This window comes from Variovorax sp. YR266, assembly GCF_900107295.1.
Lineage (GTDB): Bacteria > Pseudomonadota > Gammaproteobacteria > Burkholderiales > Burkholderiaceae_C > Variovorax.
The window spans coordinates 23635-41048 of sequence record NZ_FNPM01000014.1 but is presented as its reverse complement, the minus strand read 5'-3'; the positions used below and the strand labels follow the sequence as shown (position 1 = coordinate 41048).

Genomic DNA, 17414 nt, shown 5'->3' with positions numbered 1-17414 from the left:
CACCTTCAATCCCTCCCTCCACCATGCAACACCTCAGCCTTCGAAAACTGAACCCGGCGAAAACCATCGGGCCCGCGCTGCTGGCAGCCATCTGTGCTGCACCTCAATTCGCCTTTGCGTCTTGCGGCAATACGACGACCAAGATGCGGGAAATTCTCGGCACCAGCTACACCACCGACACGCTGGTGCTCGCCCACCGCGGGCTCTGGGGAAAGTACGCCGGCATCCCCTCCCTGCCTGAGAACTCCAGAGGATCGCTGTCTCAAGCCGATCTCAAGTGCATGGATGGCGTCGAATTGGACGTCAAAGTGACGAAGGATGGGGTGCCCATCCTGATGCACGACTTCAATCTCGGCAGAACAACGAACGTGTATGCCGTCATGGGGGGATCCAAGTACAACCCCATGACCAATCAGGGACGAAACCCCGCGGTGAGCACCGTTGCCTGGAACACGGTCCAGCAACTCGAGTTGCTGACGCCCGATCGAAGCGTCGCCACCGGCTATCACCCGCCGCGCCTCGACCAACTCTTCGATTACTGGAAGAGCCAGGGCATGACCGTCCCGATGGTCTTCGACACCAAGACGGCCGATGCCGTCAGAGCGGTCCACACGATCGCACTGCAAAAGTTCGGCCGCCCTGACGACGTGGTTGCCGTCAAGGTGAACGCAACACTGTTCCCTACGCCGTCGGCATTCATTGGCAATGCCAAGTACATCACGGCGATCCCCGTGTTCACCACGAACATGCTGTCCAAGATCGATGTATCGAGCAGCAGGGCCGCCTGGCAGGGATACGTCAACACCCTGGAGATCAACGTGAAGCAGGATGGTGGCCTGCTCCAGGGGCAGATGGATACAGCCAGGAGGGCCGGTAAACGCGTGGGCGTATTCCATGCAATCCCAGACGGTCCTGTGTCCGGACAGTTCTACCAGAACACGGGGCAATGCTGCTACCGGCTTTCGGATCTCTTCTTCTCGTACTCGGGCGGGAAGGACACAGCCGATCACCGCGGGGACCAGGGCTACCTCCTCTATCAGGGCTTTGGACTCATCACCACCGACGACCCTGTGGGCGTGAACCGCTTTCTGGGGGATCACGGCAAGCGGGTCTCGCACATCCATTGAACGGCCCTGGGTCCACGCCCCTTCGGAGACTGCCTTATGGCAAGTATTGAACTCAGGCAGTGTCTGTTCGCCGCGCTGGTACTGGCCGCGGCAAGCTTCGGCCTTCATTCGAGGACCTGCGCCGCGGAGCCCGCGATGGAACGCACAGACAGCGCAGCCATCGCCGAATCCGAAATCAGGAGCCAGTTCGAGGCACAACCTTGGGCATACGACGAGTACCGCCTGAGCCACATCTTCATCGCCGCGCAAACCATGGGCTCGAAGACAAGACCCAAGACACCGCGGTCCGAATCCCAGGCACTCACGCTGGCCCGGATGCTCAAGCGCAAGCTCGACGCGGGAGCGGACTTCGCGAATCTGGCGCGCACCACTTCCGACGACGCCGCGACCGCGCCTCTGGGCGGCGCACTGTCGTCAATCTTCGGCCTCTATCTCGCCGATGAATTCGTCGTCGCAGTTCGCACGCTGGCTGTTGGCGAGGTTTCCAAGCCGACCCGGGGGCCGCACGGATACCACCTCATCAAGCTGGAAGAGAAACACGCCGCCACGCTCGAAACGGCCCGAGTGCTGGTCGAGCTTCACATGCGAGGCGAGGCTCTGCCTCGTTCTCCGGCGGATTAAATCGAGCATCATGCGCCGTCGTGCAACGAAATTGAAGGCAGCGGTCCTCGCTATGGCCGGTGTGTCGGCAGCTATCGCCGTGCTCATCGCTTGCCAGGACACGCCGCAGCAGCCGGGCGTCAGTGAGCAAAGCGTGCCCGTCGATTCAGCGGCTAAACGCTATGTAGACGAAGTGAGTCGACGATCATTGGCGGCTGCAACGACCATGCCGATTCAACCGCCATCGAGTCCGGCAACCGCCGATGTCCAACGAAGCTACGAAGCTGCCGTGCTGTACGCCAATTGCGAGCAACAGACGAAAGAAACTGCGCCAGATGCAACTTCCCCCGACGAGGTCTACGACATTGACCTGAGCGGCGCACTGGCGGCGCATTTGATGCAAGAGGCCCATGCGAGGAGCGCCGAATGCCAGAAGGTCGGCCCCAGCGAATATCGCCAGGTCGATCAGCTCTTGCGAACTGCTGCGTCGAATGGCAGCCTGGATGCACAGGAGCTCCTGCTGCGCAGACGCGGGCAGGCCCTGGTAAATGGCGCACTCCGGGATCGCGCGCCAGATGAAGCGCCGGAATTCGCTCCCGTCGACGAGAACGAAGCCAAGGCCATCATCTCGGAACTGGAAGCGCTGGCGCTCAAGGGGCACCGGGAATCCATGACCACGCTTGACCAGTTGCTGTCCTCGCCGTTGCCGCGCTTGTCCGACCCGGTGCAGGCGGCGGCATGGCGACTGGTGTCATACCAAACACCCGGTGGCGAATTTCCGTCCGACGAGCAGTTGGTTGGCGGTGTCGAAGTTCTCGACGACATGGACGAGACCACCAGGCAAAGCGTGCTGGCGGTGGCGAAGCCACTCTTCGAACGCTGTTGCGCGCGATAGCGCCGTCAGGTTGCGGATCGCGGATTTCGGCGCTCGATCCATCCTCATTTTTCATCGAGTTCTGACTCGCCGAAGTGTCTTTTGGCCGTTGTTGATCAGGCAGGTTGTGCACCGCGCGCGAATCAGGGCCTCATGGAAAACTGGGGGCGCTTCGAGGTGGAAATCAGCAGCCGCTCTGCAAATACTGCGCGAACCGAACCTCATGAGGGCTCATGGCTGCCTTGGCGTACCAATCAAGCGGATAACAAAGCGCCAGAAACAAGAAAACCTTGGTACTGTTGAAATCAACGGCTTGGCGACCTGGCAGCTGCCGCGAAATCGACAAATCCGCTCTCGACCGTATCAGCCTCATTTGCCTTCGGCACGGGGGCAAGCAGAGACGATGACAGAGGTCGTGCGGATTGAGCGGCGCCGACGCCAGCGCAAACGGCCTCGCGCAGCACCTCTTGCGCGTTGCCGTTGACATCCCTCTGACACGCGCATTCTTGTCTCCGCACCCTTTGAGTCCCGACCGGGCCACCTAGCGGCATCGAACGACATCACACGCGCACTACCCCCAAGAAAAGTACAAGGGCCATCGCGCTCCAAAACATCAAAACAGCTGAAAAGTGCTGGGCGCGCTCTTGCGCCGCCTTGAGTGCCTTGGTCCCATCGCAAATCAAATCACATTACCAATACAGTTGCTCGTTTGATCTCCATACAGTTATCAAAAAATAATCGAGCTGTAAATGGAGCCACCCGACCAAGCACCGTAGCATTCGCGAGCGTCATTTCTACGCCTCTCTGTTATTTTGGCGTTGCAGTTACTTATTTCTTAATTCTCCATAGAAATCAAAATGAAGTCCTTAAAAAAAGCAATTGTGGTATCGACAATCGCGGCTCTGCCCTTGGTATCGCAGGCGATGACTCAGCAACAATGGCAGAACGTGGTGTATGGCGCCGCTGCTGCGGGGGCATGGGGTTCATGGGGAGCGCTCAACACGTTGATCGGCCATTTCGTCAATAACCCGGGTCGCGTGAGTGCGGCCGATTGGGGAAATATTGTCAGCACGCTTTGCGGTTCGGCAACCTCGGGCGCCTTGGTGTCCTGGAGTCCAGCGACCACCCCCATCAGCAAGACCAACATTGCGTTGGCAGTGGTTAGAGCCGGCAGTGTTATCGGGGCGTCAACCACCTGCCGATGGATCACAGCACCGATCGCGAGCAAGATCATCGGCACACACAACGACGCCGACAGCCGCGCAAATGGACTCCCGTCGAGCAGAAAAAGCGCGCTCAACGGGGACGTGAGTGCCTTCGAGTCTCAGAAGACGAACCTTACGTCTGCGCTCCAGGACATCAAGGACGCGAACGCCACACTGATCGCCGCCCAAAACAACTACAACGCGCACAACTGTTCGCACTTGCACGACCAACGGTGCCAATTGGATCAGCAGACGCTGATTTCAGCGAAGCGCGACATGGACAATTCCCAGACATATGCAAGGCAGATGGCATGGGACATCGCCCAGACGCTCGTGAAGATGGGCGCCCTGGAAGGGGAGCCATTGAACAGAGTCCCAACAGCGCGCCCTGTGCAGCATCCCTGACAGGAGTCCATCCCGGACCACCACAAGACAAATGGGGCATCGCAGACAGAGTCGAAGCAATTAGCTTCGGCCTGTCGTCACCAAAAATGACAAAGATCTACACACTCGACAACACCGCGAATCGAAGATCAAAAATCTTTCTGAACAAGAAGCGGGCTTTGCCATTCAAGGCGACCTTGGCGCTCACCGCGTTGCTGCTGGTCTCGGCAGGTGTTATTGCTCTCACAACGAGAGTCGACAGCGGTGGTGTCGCCACATCAAACGGCAACAGCACGCAAGCGTCAGTTGCACGGCCTTCGGTGGCCTATCGGCCCGTTTCAATCGGGCAAGAATCTGTTACTGCATCTGCATCGACGACGAGTCCCGCGACCGTCGCCTTGGCTCACACCGAGCCCGATCCGCAGTATTTCAGAGCCTCGTCGGCCGACGATCTGTACGCCAAAGTTTCGATTGCCATGCGGTGTTCTGATGGGGACTCGACATGGATCGACAGTGAAATTTGCCAGGGTATTCCTCCCAAGAATGCGCGCGAATTGAAGCAGTTGCTATCCGATGCAGCCAATGCCGGAGCTCCCGCCGCACAACGGTTTCTCGCTCAAGATGAAGCCGATCACAGCTCAGAAGCACTCGACGACGCAGCAGCAATCGACCCGGCGCTTCGCGCTCAAGGCGTCGAGCGCTTGCAAGCCTCAGTGGAAAAACTTCAGGAACTGGCTCTCCAGACTGGCGATGCTCATCAGTTGACACAACTGTCTGCGGTCTACTCACGCAACATCGAGAACCTCGCGGATGGCGCAAAGTTAGGTGCTGCATGGGCCATGGTCGCAGGATTGAGAACCGGGCAAAAGGCCTCGGAACTGGAAAGCCTCTTGGAGGCGTTCACCGATGACGAGGCGACACAGGTCAGAAAAATGGTCCATCAGTTGTCAATGCGTTTGCCGCCGGCCCCGCCCGAGCGCGAGGTTGCACCATGAGCGCGACGGTACCCTGTACCCCAAGGGGACAGGAATAGCGATTGCGGTGTGAGAGCCGAAACGCGTCATGTCCCCCACCCACCTAAGTGGGCTTGGATAATAGTGTGGTCGTCGGCGATTTTGGGCGACACAAGGTGTGCGCCTTCAAATTCAAGCCGATCATCAGATATTTCTATTGGTTTGAAAAAGCGGAAGTACATCCGCTCATCTTTCAATGATGCAAATCGCCTCATGGAGAGAGAATGAGCTCATTGCACGCTCAACTTCTCCACAACCATGTCGACAAACGCCGTCACCGCTGGCGAAGGCTGCTGACGACTGGGATAGACGACGCTCATGCCGCAGCCGGCCTGCTTGTACTGCGGGAGCACCTGCACCAGCCGGCCAGCGGCAATATCGGACGCCGTCAGGAAGGACGGCAGTGCGGCAATACCGAAGCCGGCGCACGCTGCCCTGCGCAGCGCTCCCTGCGCGTTGCTATTGAAGCGCCCTCTCACACGCACTTCTTTCTCTGCACCGCCCAGGTGCTGCAGACGCCAAGTGGCGTAGCCGCTGGCGTCGGGCCGCACCACGCACTCGTGCTTGCTCAAGTCTTCCAGCGTGGTGGGTGTGCCATGCGTCGCCAGATAGGCGGGGCTGGCGGTCAAATCAAGAGCACCATAGTTCGCGAGGATTCTTCGGGCGACATAGCAGCAGTCCTGCGAGGGCTCGCCCCAAAATGCGACGTCGATGCGGTCCGCAACGAGATTGACCGGCGGATCATCGCTGAACACGAAGTCGAGCCGCACCAGAGGATGCTCGGTCAGGAACGTCTCGACCCATTTCATCTGCAAGAAATCAAAGAAGCTAGTCGGCGCGGCCACTCGCACAGTGCCGCTCGGCCCAGCACTGCCTGCCACATACAGTTGGCTCGCTTCGATGAGTTCCTCGACCGCCGGACAGCAGCGCTCGTGAAAGGATTCGCCGGCACTGGTCAACGTGAGCTTGCGGGTCGAGCGATGCATCAGCCGCGTGCCCAACCGCGCCTCGAGCTGCTGGACGCGCCGGCTCACCGTAGCCGACGGCATCCTCAGTTGCCGCGCCGCCGCGACGAAACTGCCGCTGCGCGCCACCTGCACAAACATCGCGACTTCGTTCAAATCAAGCATTGGAGTTCTTTTCGCCACCGGCCGAGTGCTGTCAGCGCCATGACGGCAACGCCGACGAATCGGCGCCGATACGTCGCCAGCCAGCGCTCCTCCAAGATGCTCGCTTGACCCTGTGGGTTGTTGATTTCCGTATCCCTTTATCCCTTTGACCCCGCTTTTCATCGAACGCTGCCCGCGTAGCTTCAAGCCCTTGCCCGATGCACATGTGCGTGGCCCGCGCAAATGCGTCGAGGCTCCATGGCAGGCTGAGGTACTTCCGAGTGGAAATCAACACACCAGAATCCGCACGAAGCAGCCTAGTCGAGGCTCGCATGTCGCGTTGCCTTATTAACCAACCACCAAGTTCTAACCACCAAGTCGGGTGGCCAGATCCTCACGAACCCAAGCGGGCTCCTCTGCCAGAGGCATATTGTTTTTGTCGCGCACGGCATCCAGCGAGCCGGTCCGATCGGACTCCAGAGGAGCAAACAGCGCGTCGAAGTCATGGGTCGCCTCCCCCCGCTCCGCGACAAGCTCGAAGGTCTTCTGGCCGGCAGCGGCAGACGAAAGACTACGTACCAACACTTCGGCGATCTGCTGCCGCGCAACCACACCGTCGCTGGGATCGCTGGCCCAGCGGGTATCACCCTGCAGCAGCACCAAGCGGTGCTGGTCGGCCGCGTTGTAGTCGAACCAGCCGGGACGCACAATCGTGTACGGACATCCGCTGGCACGTACCAGTCGCTCCGAGCGCCGCTTCCAGTCATGGCCTTCGAGAGGACCTAGGCGCGCGTCGACGCGTTTGGTCACACCAATGGCCGTCATGAGTGCAATACGTGGCTTGCGATCGCCCAACGCCGCCAATACGTTGCGGACGCCGCCATAGTCGATGTCCTTGGCACTACTGCCATCGCCGCCAGAGCCCAGCGTAAACACGATGGCATCGACGCCGTCGAGTACGCCATGCAGAGCATTCGGTCGTGTGACATCACCCATGAACAATTCCGCTTGCGGCGGGAGCATCTGGCGTGCCTTGGCGCTATCGCGCACCAAAGCACGTACGCGATATCCCTCTCGAAGCGCCTCGGCAACGACCAACCGACCGATGTTTCCGGTAGCGCCCACGACAAGAAGTGTGGTGGCAAGGGAAGCAATCACATTCTGTTCCTCTGAAGATTCAGCCTGGTCACCCGCCGCTCGCCCGGTAAAGCGTTCACGCAAAGTGAATGACAGCGAGCAATCGTACGGACACAGTCCGCTTTGAGTAAGCCCACCGGTCCGCATGCACTTGTGAGCTGGACTTATGAATCAAACCTCTCGATCGAACGGTGCATGCCGCTTTTTCGCGCAGGAACACGAACTTGATGACGGAGCGCGCACCGAGCTGTCTCCAGGGTTGGATTCGATCGCGCCACAATGGCTGCGCGAACTCCATCCCAAGCCCCTGGGTGAGCAGGTGCTCAGCTAAAGAAAGAGCGGGACTTGTCACAGGATCGAAGACACGGAACTCGTTGCCTGCGATTACCCTCGACGTAGCGCCGCGATGACAACAGTCAATGCGCGCGGGCATTGCCGCCGACTCGGATAGCAGAAGGGATGTCCCGGATAGATTCACACCAGTCGTCGAGTACGCGGATCGGCCGCCCTGCAGCGATGGGCGAACTGCTATTGAGCATCCACTGGCCGCTGACACGGAGCTTGACTTCCTGTCCATCTTTGGCAACGTCCCATAGCAATTGCGGAGTTGTGCATCTTCTTGGCTTATTGCGTCATGAAATGGATGCACCGCGGAGAGCTCAAACGGACTTGGCCGAATTGGAACTGGAGCACGCCTACATCGCCCATACATCGGCTCGGACGGCGGCATTGCGCAGGCTTCGGACATCAATGTGTCCACTCCCACGAAGCGTACAGAACACCGACACTCCCAACGCTTGATGATTCTCGGAATATCACGGCTCGTCCGCATCAGCGGCGACATGCTTGTGACTGGCGAGAAGACCGGCGCGGCGCGGTTCATCGAGACGTTCGAACAGATGTGGCGACCGAGGGAATGTGGCTCGAGGAGATCACTGCGAATCCGATCCCATCGGACAGGCATGGTGCGTTTGCTCCCTCACAGCCCATGTGTCGCTGCCGGCAATCGATCTTCCGATCTGCATCGCCACCTATCTTTGCGTCTTCTCGATCTCCGCCATAAGCTCCTCGACGGTGGCCCCCACCGAGGCTGAGTACTTATCGACAACAGGCTCCACTTCTTCGCGACGCTTCGTCATTTCGTCAGAGGGCAGTTCAGAAACGATCATGCCCGCCCTCTTCAGCGCATCAAGCGCGCTGTCGGCGACGCCGCGCGAGGCCTAGCGCTGGAAGGCGGTCGATTCGGCCGAGGCCTCGATGAGGATTTTCTTTCTTCCGCGCTCATGCCGTCCCTCCGGTGCCCGCGATCGGTGTTCCGCCCACCTGCGCGAAACACGTTGCCAATGAGTAATTTCCGGGCCCGCCACATGCGTGACGAAGGCCTTCGAAGGCACGTACGCCGTGCACATCGGCCAGTTCACGCGCCTGACTGCCGGCGCCTCGCGGTGGCCCCGCAGGCAAGGCAGATGGCAACATTTGCACATGCCGCAATCCAGACGCCAAGGGTCAAGGCGGATTGTGCGACCAGTGATCGGAGCGTTGTGCAGCAGCGTTGCGGGCAGCGAGCCGCCCCCGAGCACAAGAAAAGTTCGGTTGGTGAGGCACACCTGCGCCCGCATTGACGAGGGAGGAGACTCGAGCCCCCATCTCAACTACTCACGGTCGGACTGGCTCTGGCAGGTACTGCGCATCGCTGACCTTCTCCAGCCAGTCAACGGCTTTGCCGTCTAACAACTCCGTGATGGCCATGTGTGTCATGGCCGTTGTCGGGGCTGCACCGTGCCAATGCTTCTGACCGGCCGGGATCCAGACCACGTCACCGGGCCGGATCTCCTGCACCGGATCACCCCAGCGCTGAACGCGACCCACACCCGCCGTCACGACCAGGGTCTGGCCGACTGGGTGGGTATGCCAGGCCGTTCGTGCGCCGGGCTCAAAGGTTACGTACGAGCCGGTTGCATGGGTCGTTCCATTAGGCCTAGGAAACAGCGGGTCGACCCTGACGGTTCCCGTGAAATACTCAACGGGACCCTTGGCAGACGCTTGGGACCCGTTGCGGGAGATCTGCAGACTTTTGTCGCTCTGCGCAAACGCTGAAGCGGCCATCGAGAGAGAAATCGCGGTCATGGCGAGAGATTTCAAGATCGTTCCTTCTATCGGTTCTCGGGCGCCCGCAGCGACGACATGTCGATGACAAAGCGATACTTCACATCGCTCTTGAGCATTCGCTCGAAGGATGCGTTGATTTGCTCCATTCGAATCACTTCGATGTCCGAGGTGATGCCGTGCTGGCCGCAGAAGTCCAGCATCTCCTGCGTCTCGGGCAGGCCACCGATCAACGAGCCGGCGACCGCCTTTCGATTCATCACCATCGGTGCGCTGTTGAGCACCGGCTCCAGCGGGCCCAGATAGCCCACGAGCACCAGCGTCCCGCTGACGGCCAGCGTGCTCAGGTAAGGATTGACGTCATGCACATAGGGCACGGTATCGACAATCAGGTCGAACGTGTTTTGTGCAGCGGCCATCTGTACAGCATCGGTCGACAACACAATGTGGTCAGCGCCGAGACGGCGCGCATCGTCTTCCTTGCCTGCCGATCGCGTGAACAGCGTGACCTCCGCACCCATCGCCTTTGCCAGCTTCAACGCCATGTGTCCAAGGCCACCCAGACCGACGACGGCGACCTTGCTGTCGGGGCCAACTTTCCAATGGCGCAGCGGCGACCAGGTCGTGATGCCAGCGCACAGCAAAGGCGCCGCACCGGCGAGATCGAGGCCGTCAGGCACCTTCACGACGAACTTCTCCGAAACCACGATACGCTCCGAGTAGCCACCAAAAGTCGGCATGCCATCGCGGGGATCGACGTCGTTGTACGTCAGCGTATTGCCGTTTTCGCAGTACTGCTCGAGTCCGCGCGCGCAGGCCTTGCAGTGCTGGCAGGAATCGACCATGCAGCCGACTCCGACGGCATCGCCAACCCTGAAGCGGGTCACCTCGGCGCCGACCTGCGTGACGCGGCCGACGATCTCATGGCCCGGCACCATCGGGTAGTTGGCGCCGCCCCAGTCGTTGCGGGCGTTATGGATATCCGAATGGCATACGCCGCAATACAGAATATCGATCACCACGTCCGTGGCACGTGGCTCGCGCCGATCGAACTGAAAGAGACGCAGAGGGGACTCCGGGGAATGCGCGGCATAGCCGCGAAGCTTCATCGCCATGATCGGCTTTCCTTCTTGCTTGGCATTGATTCGAGAAAGGGCTGGCTGGGAATTCAGACATTGAGGGACGGCATATGTCCCAGCAGCTTGTCGAGCGTGACCGGGTAGTCGCGCACGCGCACGCCCGTCGCGTTGTAGATCGCATTCGCCACCGCCGCGCCGACGCCGCAGATGCCGAGTTCGCCGACGCCCTTGGCCTTCATCGGCGAGGACATGGGATCGGTCTCTTCCAGGAAGACTACCTCCTGGTGCGGGATGTCAGCATGCACCGGCACTTCGTAGCCGGCCAGGTCATGGTTGACGAAAAAGCCCAGGCGCTTGTCCACCGCAAGCTCTTCCATCAGCGCCGCGCCGACGCCCATCGTCATGCCGCCGATGACCTGATTGCGTGCCGACTTCGGGTTGAGAATGCGCCCCGCCGCACACACGGCCAGCATGCGCCGCACGCGCACCTCGGCGGTGTACGCATCCACGGCCACCTCGACGAAATGTGCGCCGAAGGTGGACTGCTGATATTGCTTGGCGAGGTCACCGAACTCGATGGCGTCCTCGACGAGGATGCCGCCCTCACCTGCCACCGAGGCGAGCGACAGGTTGCGTCCGCCGGCGCGCACCATACCTTCCGCGAAGGTCGCAGTGGCCGTATCGAGCCCCGCGCGCTGCGCCACGGCCTCGCGCAGCTTCATGCAGGCAGCGTACACGCCCGCAGTCGAGCTGTTCGCACCCCACTGTCCACCGGAGCCTGCGGACACCGGAAAGGACGAGTCACCGAGCCGCACGACCACCTTGTCGATGGGCACGCCCATCATCTCCGCCGCGGTCTGGGCGATGATGGTGTAGCTGCCCGTGCCAATGTCGGTCATGTCGGTTTCCACGCTCACCACGCCGCGCCCATCGAGCCGCACGCGGGCGCCCGATTTCATGACCTGGTTGTTGCGGAAGGCGGACGCCAGGCCCGTGCCGATCCACCAGCGGCCCTCGCGCCGTTGCGCGGGTTTCGCGCTGCGCTGCGCCCATTCGAAACGCTGCGCACCCGTGCGCAGGCATTCGACGAGGCGGCGCTGGGAGAAGCGGCGGTTCGGATTCGCGGGATCCACTTGCGTGTCGTTGAGCACGCGAAGCTCCACCGGGTCCATGCCGAGCTTCTCGGCCAGTTCGTCGATGGCGATCTCGAGCGCCATCAGGCCCGGCGCCTCGCCCGGTGCGCGCATCGCATTGCCTTCGGGGAGATCGAGCGACGCCAGCCGGGTGCCCGTCAAGCGGTTCTCCCCGGCATAGAGCAGTTGGGTCTGCTGCACCGCGTTTTCCGGCTTGCCGCCGACCAGATTGCCGGACCAGCTCTCGTGTCCGATGGCCACGATCTTCCCCTGCCGCGTGGCGCCGATGCGGATGCGCTGGATGGTCGCCGGCCGGTGGGTGGTGTTGTTGGCCACCAGCGGCCGCTGCAGCGCCACCTTCACGGGACGCCGCACCATGCGGGCGCCGACGGCGGCCAGCACGATATCGGCACGCAGAAAAAGCTTCCCGCCGAAGCCGCCACCGATGAACGGCGAGACGAGGCGGATGTCGTCCTTGGCAATGCCCAGCGTCGTTGCCAGGTCGGACCGGCTCCAGTCGATCATCTGATTCGACGTCCAGACCGTAAGCTTGTCTGCGCGCCATGCGGCAGTCGTGGCCATCGGCTCCATCATGGCGTGCGAGTGGTCGGGCGTTGTGTAAGTCTCGTCGAGCTTCACCTCGGCCTTGCCGAACGCGTCGGCGAAATCGCCGACGGTCCTGTTGTTGTCGGTGGTGCGCTTGTCCGTCGATGCCTTCGCGCTGACGAGATCGAAGTCGCCTTCCGCACGGGCGTACTCGACGCGCAGCAACTGCGCGGCGGCGCGCGCCTGCTCGAAAGTCTCGGCGATGACCATCGCGATCGCCTGATGGTAGTGATCGACGTTTGGCCCCCCCAGCAATCTGGCGATATTCCAGGTGCCCTTGCCCAGCTTGCCGGCGTTCTCGGCGGTGACGATGGTGATCACGCCGGGCGCTGCCTTGGCCTGGCTCTGGTCGATGGATGCGATGCGACCCTTGGCGATGGCCGAGCCGACGATGTAGCCGTACGCCGCGTCAGGCGCGACGTCATGGCGCTCGTAGGCGTAGGGCGCCGTGCCCGTGGTCTTGAGCTTGCCGTCGATGCGGTCCAGCGGCTGGCCAATCACCTTGAGCTGGTCGATCGGGTTCGTGGTGGCGGGTGTGTCGAATTTCATCGCTCAGCTCCTCGCATCTGTCAGCACCGCATCAAGGGTGCGTTCGACCAGCGTCACCTTGAAGGCGTTCTGTTCGGTCGGTTTGGCGTCGGCAAGCAGCACGGCAGTGGCGGCCGCTGCACCGCGGGGCAACTCGCGCTCTGCCGCTTCGACGCGCCACGGTCTGTGCGCCACGCCGCCGAGTGCGATGCGCCCAGTGCCGTCGCGCTGCACGATCGCAGCGACCGACACCAGCGCGAACGCATAAGAGGCGCGATCGCGAACCTTGTGATAAATGTGCCTGCCGCCCACAGGCGCCGGCAGCTGGACCGCGGTGATCAGTTCCCCGGGGGCGAGCGCAGTCTCTACATGCGGCGTGGCGCCGGGCAGTTTGTGGAAGTCGGCAATCGGGATCGTGCGGCGCGAGCCGTCGGCGCGCATCGCCTCCACACCCGCATCGAGCACGCGCATCGCGACGGCCATGTCGCTCGGCTGGGTCGCAATGCACGCGTCGCTCGCGCCGATCACCGCATGCTGCCGGCTGAACCCATCGATCGCCGAACAGCCGCTTCCGGGCTGACGTTTGTTGCATGCCTGGTTGGTGTCGTAGAAGTACGGGCAGCGCGTTCTCTGCAGCAGGTTGCCCGCGGTGGTCGCCTTGTTGCGCAACTGCGCCGATGCGCCCGCAAGCAAGGCGCGCGACAGCACGCCATAGTCGCGCCGCACGCGCTGGTTCGCGGCGAGGTCGGTGTTGCGCACCAGCGCGCCGATGCGCAGGCCGCCGTCGGGCATGCTCTCGACCTTGTCGAAGCCCAGGCCGTTGACGTCGATCAGGTGGCCGGGCGTTTCGATCTCCAGCTTCATCAGGTCGAGCAGATTGGTGCCGCCGGCAATAAATCTTGCGCCTGATGTGCGTGCAGCCGCCGCGACAGCCTGAGCGGGCGACGTGGCTCGCTCATAGGTAAAGGCTCTCATGCTTTCACCTCCGCCACTTCGGAGATCGCCTCGACGATGTTGCTGTAGGCACCGCAGCGACAGATGTTGCCGCTCATGCGTTCGCGAAACTCGACGGTCGTGAGCCGCGGCTTCGCCGTCAGATCGGCGCTGACGTGACTCGGGATGTCCTGGGCGATCTCGCCCAGCATGCCCACGGCCGAACAGATCTGTCCCGGCGTGCAGTAGCCGCACTGGTACCCGTCATGCTTGACGAAGGCCGCCTGCATCGGATGCAGATTGCCGGGTGTGCCGAGGCCTTCGATCGTGATCACCTTCGCGCCTTCGTGCATCACGGCGAGCGTGAGGCAGGAGTTGATCCGTCGGCCATCGAGCATCACGGTGCATGCGCCGCACTGACCGTGGTCGCAGCCCTTCTTGGTGCCGCTGAGGTGCAGATGCTCTCGCAACGCATCGAGCAAGGTCGTGCGGGTGTCCAGCGTGAGGCGGTGTGTCTTGCCGTTGACGCTCAGTGTCACAGGCATGGACGTCGTAGCACTGGAGCCAACTGCCTGAGCCGCGGGCGCCGTGACCAGTGCCGGCACCGCCGCAGAAGCCGCGCCGGCCTGCAGCAGGCCGCGGCGGGAGATCGTGATCTTGTCAGGGAATGCCATGATGTACGCCGCTCCTTCATCATGTGGCCGGTCGACTGGAGCTGCCGACCCTCTCGCGACTTTAGGTTCGTACTCTTGCTTCGAATAGTCCATACCTCCTTGAAAGACTGACAAGCTGTGCTTGCTGGTCCTTAGCACGGCCGATGTTCTTTGACTTCAACTCAGATCCCAGAGCTTTCGAATCACCTTGTTGGCCACCGAGTCCTCCAAGAACTCGGAGCTTCCGGAGTCGGAACTGACGGGCAAGTTGCGCACGACGCAGGCAGCCAGAAAGAAGCAGAAGCAGGTGCCGAAATGCTCAATGCGCGCGAGCGTGTGTTGGCCCAGCAGATTCGACAACGGTGATCTGTCCGGATCTCCCCTGAGGTTCCGATCGCCCTTGACTGCAAGACTGAACGTGATCAGATGCGATGCAGGCCGTCGGCTGCCGCCCGTATAAAACGCCCACTCGACTTCACGAACCAGCCGCAGTCCGATGCTGATGCCGCGGTACCGCGGTTCATAGGAGCGCCGGGAGGCCGAGCGCCATCCGTCGCCGGTGCCGTGCCAACTGCCGCCGCGCACCACGCGTTCGCTTCCGGAGGCCGGGCCTTGTGTGGATCGACGGCCGGGTTGCTGGCGTAGTAGCGAGGATCGTACCGATCCTGCACCCACTCCCAGACGTTGCCGTGAATGTCGTGAAGACCCCAAGGATTGGCGGGCTTCTGCCCGACGGGATGCGTGCCGCCTGTGTCAAAGCTCTCACCGTGCCACGCGTAGCGACCCAATTGGCTGGCTTGGTCCTCAAACGGGTAGGCGGTCACGGTCCCGCCCGGGCGGCATATTCCCATTCCGCCTCGGTCGGCAAACGATAGCGGGCGCCGCCTTCCTTCTCGTTGAGGCGTTGGACGTATTCCAGTGCATCGTTCCATGAGACGGTGGCTGGGTGCATTGGCTTCGTGATTCGCGCCGCCATGCCGGGAAGGTCGCAATAGGGGTTGGAGCGCGGCTGCGTGTACGGGTTGCTGCCCATCACGAAGACCTATTGCACCTGCGTAACTTCGAAACGGCCCATGTGGCCATGTAGAAGGGCTTGGTGATGGTCACGCGATGCACGGGCTTTTCGCTGCTGTGCGCCTCGGGAGCGCCATCCCTCGAGCCCATCAGGAAGCTGCCAGCAGGGATGCGCACGAACTCCACCATGTCGATCGAATTCGTCTGGATCGCCCTCGACCAAGCCGAGCTTGCCAATGAAGCGGGCTGTGCTTGTACGACCTGCACGGCGCCCATCAAGACCGCCCCGACAGTGGTACCTCTGTAAGCAAGGCGAGCAATACGGCTTCAGCGCCTCCCCGTGTTGAGCAGTCCGGCACGGGACATGCCAGATTCGCTGCAATCCTGCAGTGCAAGTTCCACGGTCACTTGCACGGGGCCGGGCGTCGCGAAAGCACCAGCACCAGCACCAGCACCAGCACCAGCACCGATTTTGCCGAGCACATGCACGCCGCCCGTGACATCCTGACGCGCATCGTCATGGAAGATCGCGATGTCCGCCGCAGGCGCCCAATAGACGATGTCACCCGTCTCGAAACTCCGGGTTCGAATCCCTTCATCGCACGAAAGGGCCTTGGGCAGAGCGCCGAATTTCTCCCTCTTGAGGAAATCGAACATGGTGATCGTCAACGGAAGCAGCGAGACGAACTCGCGCGTGGTTTCGCTGTCGATCAAAACAGCTGGGATCACCTTGTCGTGAATTTTGAAATTGATCTTCATGGTCGAGCGTTCGCCAACTTTAGGGCGCCCTTTCGCAATGCACTAGTCCATGCGGACTTGAAGCACTGCAAAGTCGAGGTTGATAATCGGCCGAAGGAAAAGCTTCAATGCCCATCAACGAACTACGTTCCATTGCCACCTTTGTGAAGACCGCAGAACTAGGCAGCCTGAGGCAGGCGGCGGCTTCGCAAGGGATGACGCCGCAAGCAGCCAGTCAGGCACTCGCCCAGTTGGAGAAACACCTGGATGTGCGGCTGTTCCACCGGACCACGCGCAGCATGTCGCTCACCGACGAGGGGCGACAGTTTCTCGAAGCTGCACAGCCCCCGTTGCTCGGGCTGCAACGGGCGCTTCAGATGGCCCGTGAAGCCAAGGAGGGCATTGAAGGGCCGTTGCGCATCGTGGGGCCGAACTCTGTTTTTTCACCAGTGCTCTGGCCCCTTCTCGACCAATTTTGTCGACGCTACCCGGAGGTTCAGCCCGATGTACAACTGGACGACCGCATTGGGAACTGGGTGGAAGATCGGGTCGATGTCGGCTTTCGTGTAGGAGCATCTCCCGCCGACGGTGTCATTGCGCGCAGGCTGTTTTCTCTGCAGCTCATCATTTGCGCTTCACCTGACTACCTCAGCCGCCATGGAGCTCCGGACAGCCTCGACGCCCTGACCAAGCATCGCTGCAGCGCCTTCCGGAATTCGGGCACGGGACGCGTACTGCCCTGGTTCGTAAAAACCAGCGACGGCTCGATGAGCGAGCATCACGTCGTCCCGGCGATGACTGTCAACGACGAAGCGCTGGAGACAGAAGCGGTACTGGCCGGGCATGTGATCGGGCTACTGACCAGTGTGGCCGCCGCTTCGCACATCCGGGCAGGGCGCCTGGTACCGTTGCTCGTCAAGCACGTGGCCGACAAATCCAGCGTCTTTGTGTACTACGGCAGCCGCTCCGCTCAACCAGCACGCGTACGCGCCTTCATCGATGTGACCGTCGAACTGCTGGCCGACAATCCTTCCTTCGTCTTGACGCCCAAGGAACTGGCGACCGCAGAAGCCAACGGCAGAAAGATGGCGAGTCCCTGACCGGCAAGTCATCTCCGCAATGCTCCCGGCCTTTGGCTGCCCAAGGGCCCACCGCGACGTGGCCACCCCGGAGTG

Annotated in this window: 17 protein-coding genes and 1 pseudogene; 6 read left to right on the top strand and 12 right to left on the bottom strand. The window is 61.5% G+C overall.

Annotated elements, in window-relative coordinates; all coding sequences use genetic code 11:
- The first annotated feature begins 23 nt into the window (after positions 1 to 23).
- The 5 genes from BLW48_RS28440 to BLW48_RS35125 all read left to right on the top strand — a co-directional run bounded on the left by BLW48_RS28440 (position 24) and on the right by BLW48_RS35125 (position 5185).
- Positions 24 to 1127, top strand: a complete 1104-nt coding sequence (locus BLW48_RS28440) for a glycerophosphodiester phosphodiesterase family protein (protein WP_093178806.1) — start codon at positions 24 to 26, stop codon at positions 1125 to 1127.
- 135 nt (positions 1128 to 1262) lie between these two features.
- A complete protein-coding gene (locus BLW48_RS28435) occupies positions 1263 to 1748 on the top strand; it encodes a peptidylprolyl isomerase (protein WP_177142437.1) in 486 nt (161 codons plus the stop codon).
- A gap of 10 nt (positions 1749 to 1758) precedes the next feature.
- The gene (locus tag BLW48_RS28430; protein WP_143047801.1) at positions 1759 to 2622 is read left to right on the top strand and encodes a hypothetical protein; all 864 of its coding nucleotides are present in this window, start codon (positions 1759 to 1761) and stop codon (positions 2620 to 2622) included.
- Between the two features lie 836 nt (positions 2623 to 3458).
- Positions 3459 to 4211: a hypothetical protein gene (locus tag BLW48_RS28420; protein ID WP_093178800.1), complete on the top strand. Its 753-nt coding sequence runs from the start codon at positions 3459 to 3461 to the stop codon at positions 4209 to 4211.
- A gap of 86 nt (positions 4212 to 4297) precedes the next feature.
- Complete coding sequence (locus BLW48_RS35125; RefSeq protein WP_143047800.1) at positions 4298 to 5185, top strand: hypothetical protein; 888 nt, start codon at positions 4298 to 4300, stop codon at positions 5183 to 5185.
- A gap of 248 nt (positions 5186 to 5433) precedes the next feature.
- Here the strand turns inward: BLW48_RS35125 and BLW48_RS28405 are convergent, their stop codons facing one another.
- The 12 genes and pseudogenes from BLW48_RS28405 to BLW48_RS28360 form a co-directional block, all read right to left on the bottom strand.
- Positions 5434 to 6333, bottom strand: a complete 900-nt coding sequence (locus BLW48_RS28405; RefSeq protein ID WP_093178796.1) for a LysR family transcriptional regulator — start codon at positions 6331 to 6333, stop codon at positions 5434 to 5436.
- A 345-nt stretch (positions 6334 to 6678) separates the two neighbouring features.
- Positions 6679 to 7470, bottom strand: coding sequence for an SDR family oxidoreductase (locus BLW48_RS28400; protein ID WP_256330963.1), 792 nt, complete (start codon positions 7468 to 7470; stop codon positions 6679 to 6681).
- Positions 7471 to 8480: 1010 nt separating this feature from the next.
- Positions 8481 to 8618 carry a hypothetical protein gene (locus BLW48_RS35495; protein WP_177142436.1) on the bottom strand — a complete coding sequence of 46 codons (138 nt, stop codon included), beginning with the start codon at positions 8616 to 8618 and terminating at the stop codon, positions 8481 to 8483.
- 487 nt (positions 8619 to 9105) lie between these two features.
- Complete coding sequence (locus BLW48_RS28395; protein WP_371127574.1) at positions 9106 to 9591, bottom strand: (R)-mandelonitrile lyase; 486 nt, start codon at positions 9589 to 9591, stop codon at positions 9106 to 9108.
- A gap of 11 nt (positions 9592 to 9602) precedes the next feature.
- Positions 9603 to 10664 carry an NAD(P)-dependent alcohol dehydrogenase gene (locus BLW48_RS28390; RefSeq protein ID WP_177142442.1) on the bottom strand — a complete coding sequence of 354 codons (1062 nt, stop codon included), beginning with the start codon at positions 10662 to 10664 and terminating at the stop codon, positions 9603 to 9605.
- Between the two features lie 59 nt (positions 10665 to 10723).
- Positions 10724 to 12922: an aldehyde oxidoreductase molybdenum-binding subunit PaoC gene (gene paoC, locus BLW48_RS28385; RefSeq protein ID WP_093178790.1), complete on the bottom strand. Its 2199-nt coding sequence runs from the start codon at positions 12920 to 12922 to the stop codon at positions 10724 to 10726.
- 3 nt (positions 12923 to 12925) lie between these two features.
- Entirely contained in the window at positions 12926 to 13876 is a 951-nt protein-coding gene (locus tag BLW48_RS28380) for an FAD binding domain-containing protein (RefSeq protein WP_093178788.1), read from the bottom strand.
- Positions 13873 to 14508, bottom strand: a complete 636-nt coding sequence (paoA, locus tag BLW48_RS28375; RefSeq protein WP_093178787.1) for an aldehyde dehydrogenase iron-sulfur subunit PaoA — start codon at positions 14506 to 14508, stop codon at positions 13873 to 13875. The genes BLW48_RS28380 and paoA overlap by 4 nt, the downstream gene beginning before the upstream one ends.
- Before the next feature lie 156 nt (positions 14509 to 14664).
- The gene (locus BLW48_RS35910; RefSeq protein ID WP_371127573.1) at positions 14665 to 15162 is read right to left on the bottom strand and encodes an SUMF1/EgtB/PvdO family nonheme iron enzyme; all 498 of its coding nucleotides are present in this window, start codon (positions 15160 to 15162) and stop codon (positions 14665 to 14667) included.
- 23 nt (positions 15163 to 15185) lie between these two features.
- A pseudogene (locus BLW48_RS36095) lies at positions 15186 to 15439 on the bottom strand (formylglycine-generating enzyme family protein); the annotation flags it as partial.
- Positions 15440 to 15519: 80 nt separating this feature from the next.
- The gene (locus BLW48_RS35900) at positions 15520 to 15651 is read right to left on the bottom strand and encodes a hypothetical protein (protein WP_256330979.1); all 132 of its coding nucleotides are present in this window, start codon (positions 15649 to 15651) and stop codon (positions 15520 to 15522) included.
- 177 nt (positions 15652 to 15828) lie between these two features.
- Positions 15829 to 16260: a cyclophilin-like fold protein gene (locus BLW48_RS28360; protein ID WP_093178784.1), complete on the bottom strand. Its 432-nt coding sequence runs from the start codon at positions 16258 to 16260 to the stop codon at positions 15829 to 15831.
- A 107-nt stretch (positions 16261 to 16367) separates the two neighbouring features.
- Here BLW48_RS28360 and BLW48_RS28355 point away from each other — a divergent pair, with 107 nt between their 5' ends.
- Entirely contained in the window at positions 16368 to 17339 is a 972-nt protein-coding gene (locus BLW48_RS28355; protein ID WP_093178782.1) for a LysR family transcriptional regulator, read from the top strand.
- Positions 17340 to 17414: the final 75 nt, after the last annotated feature.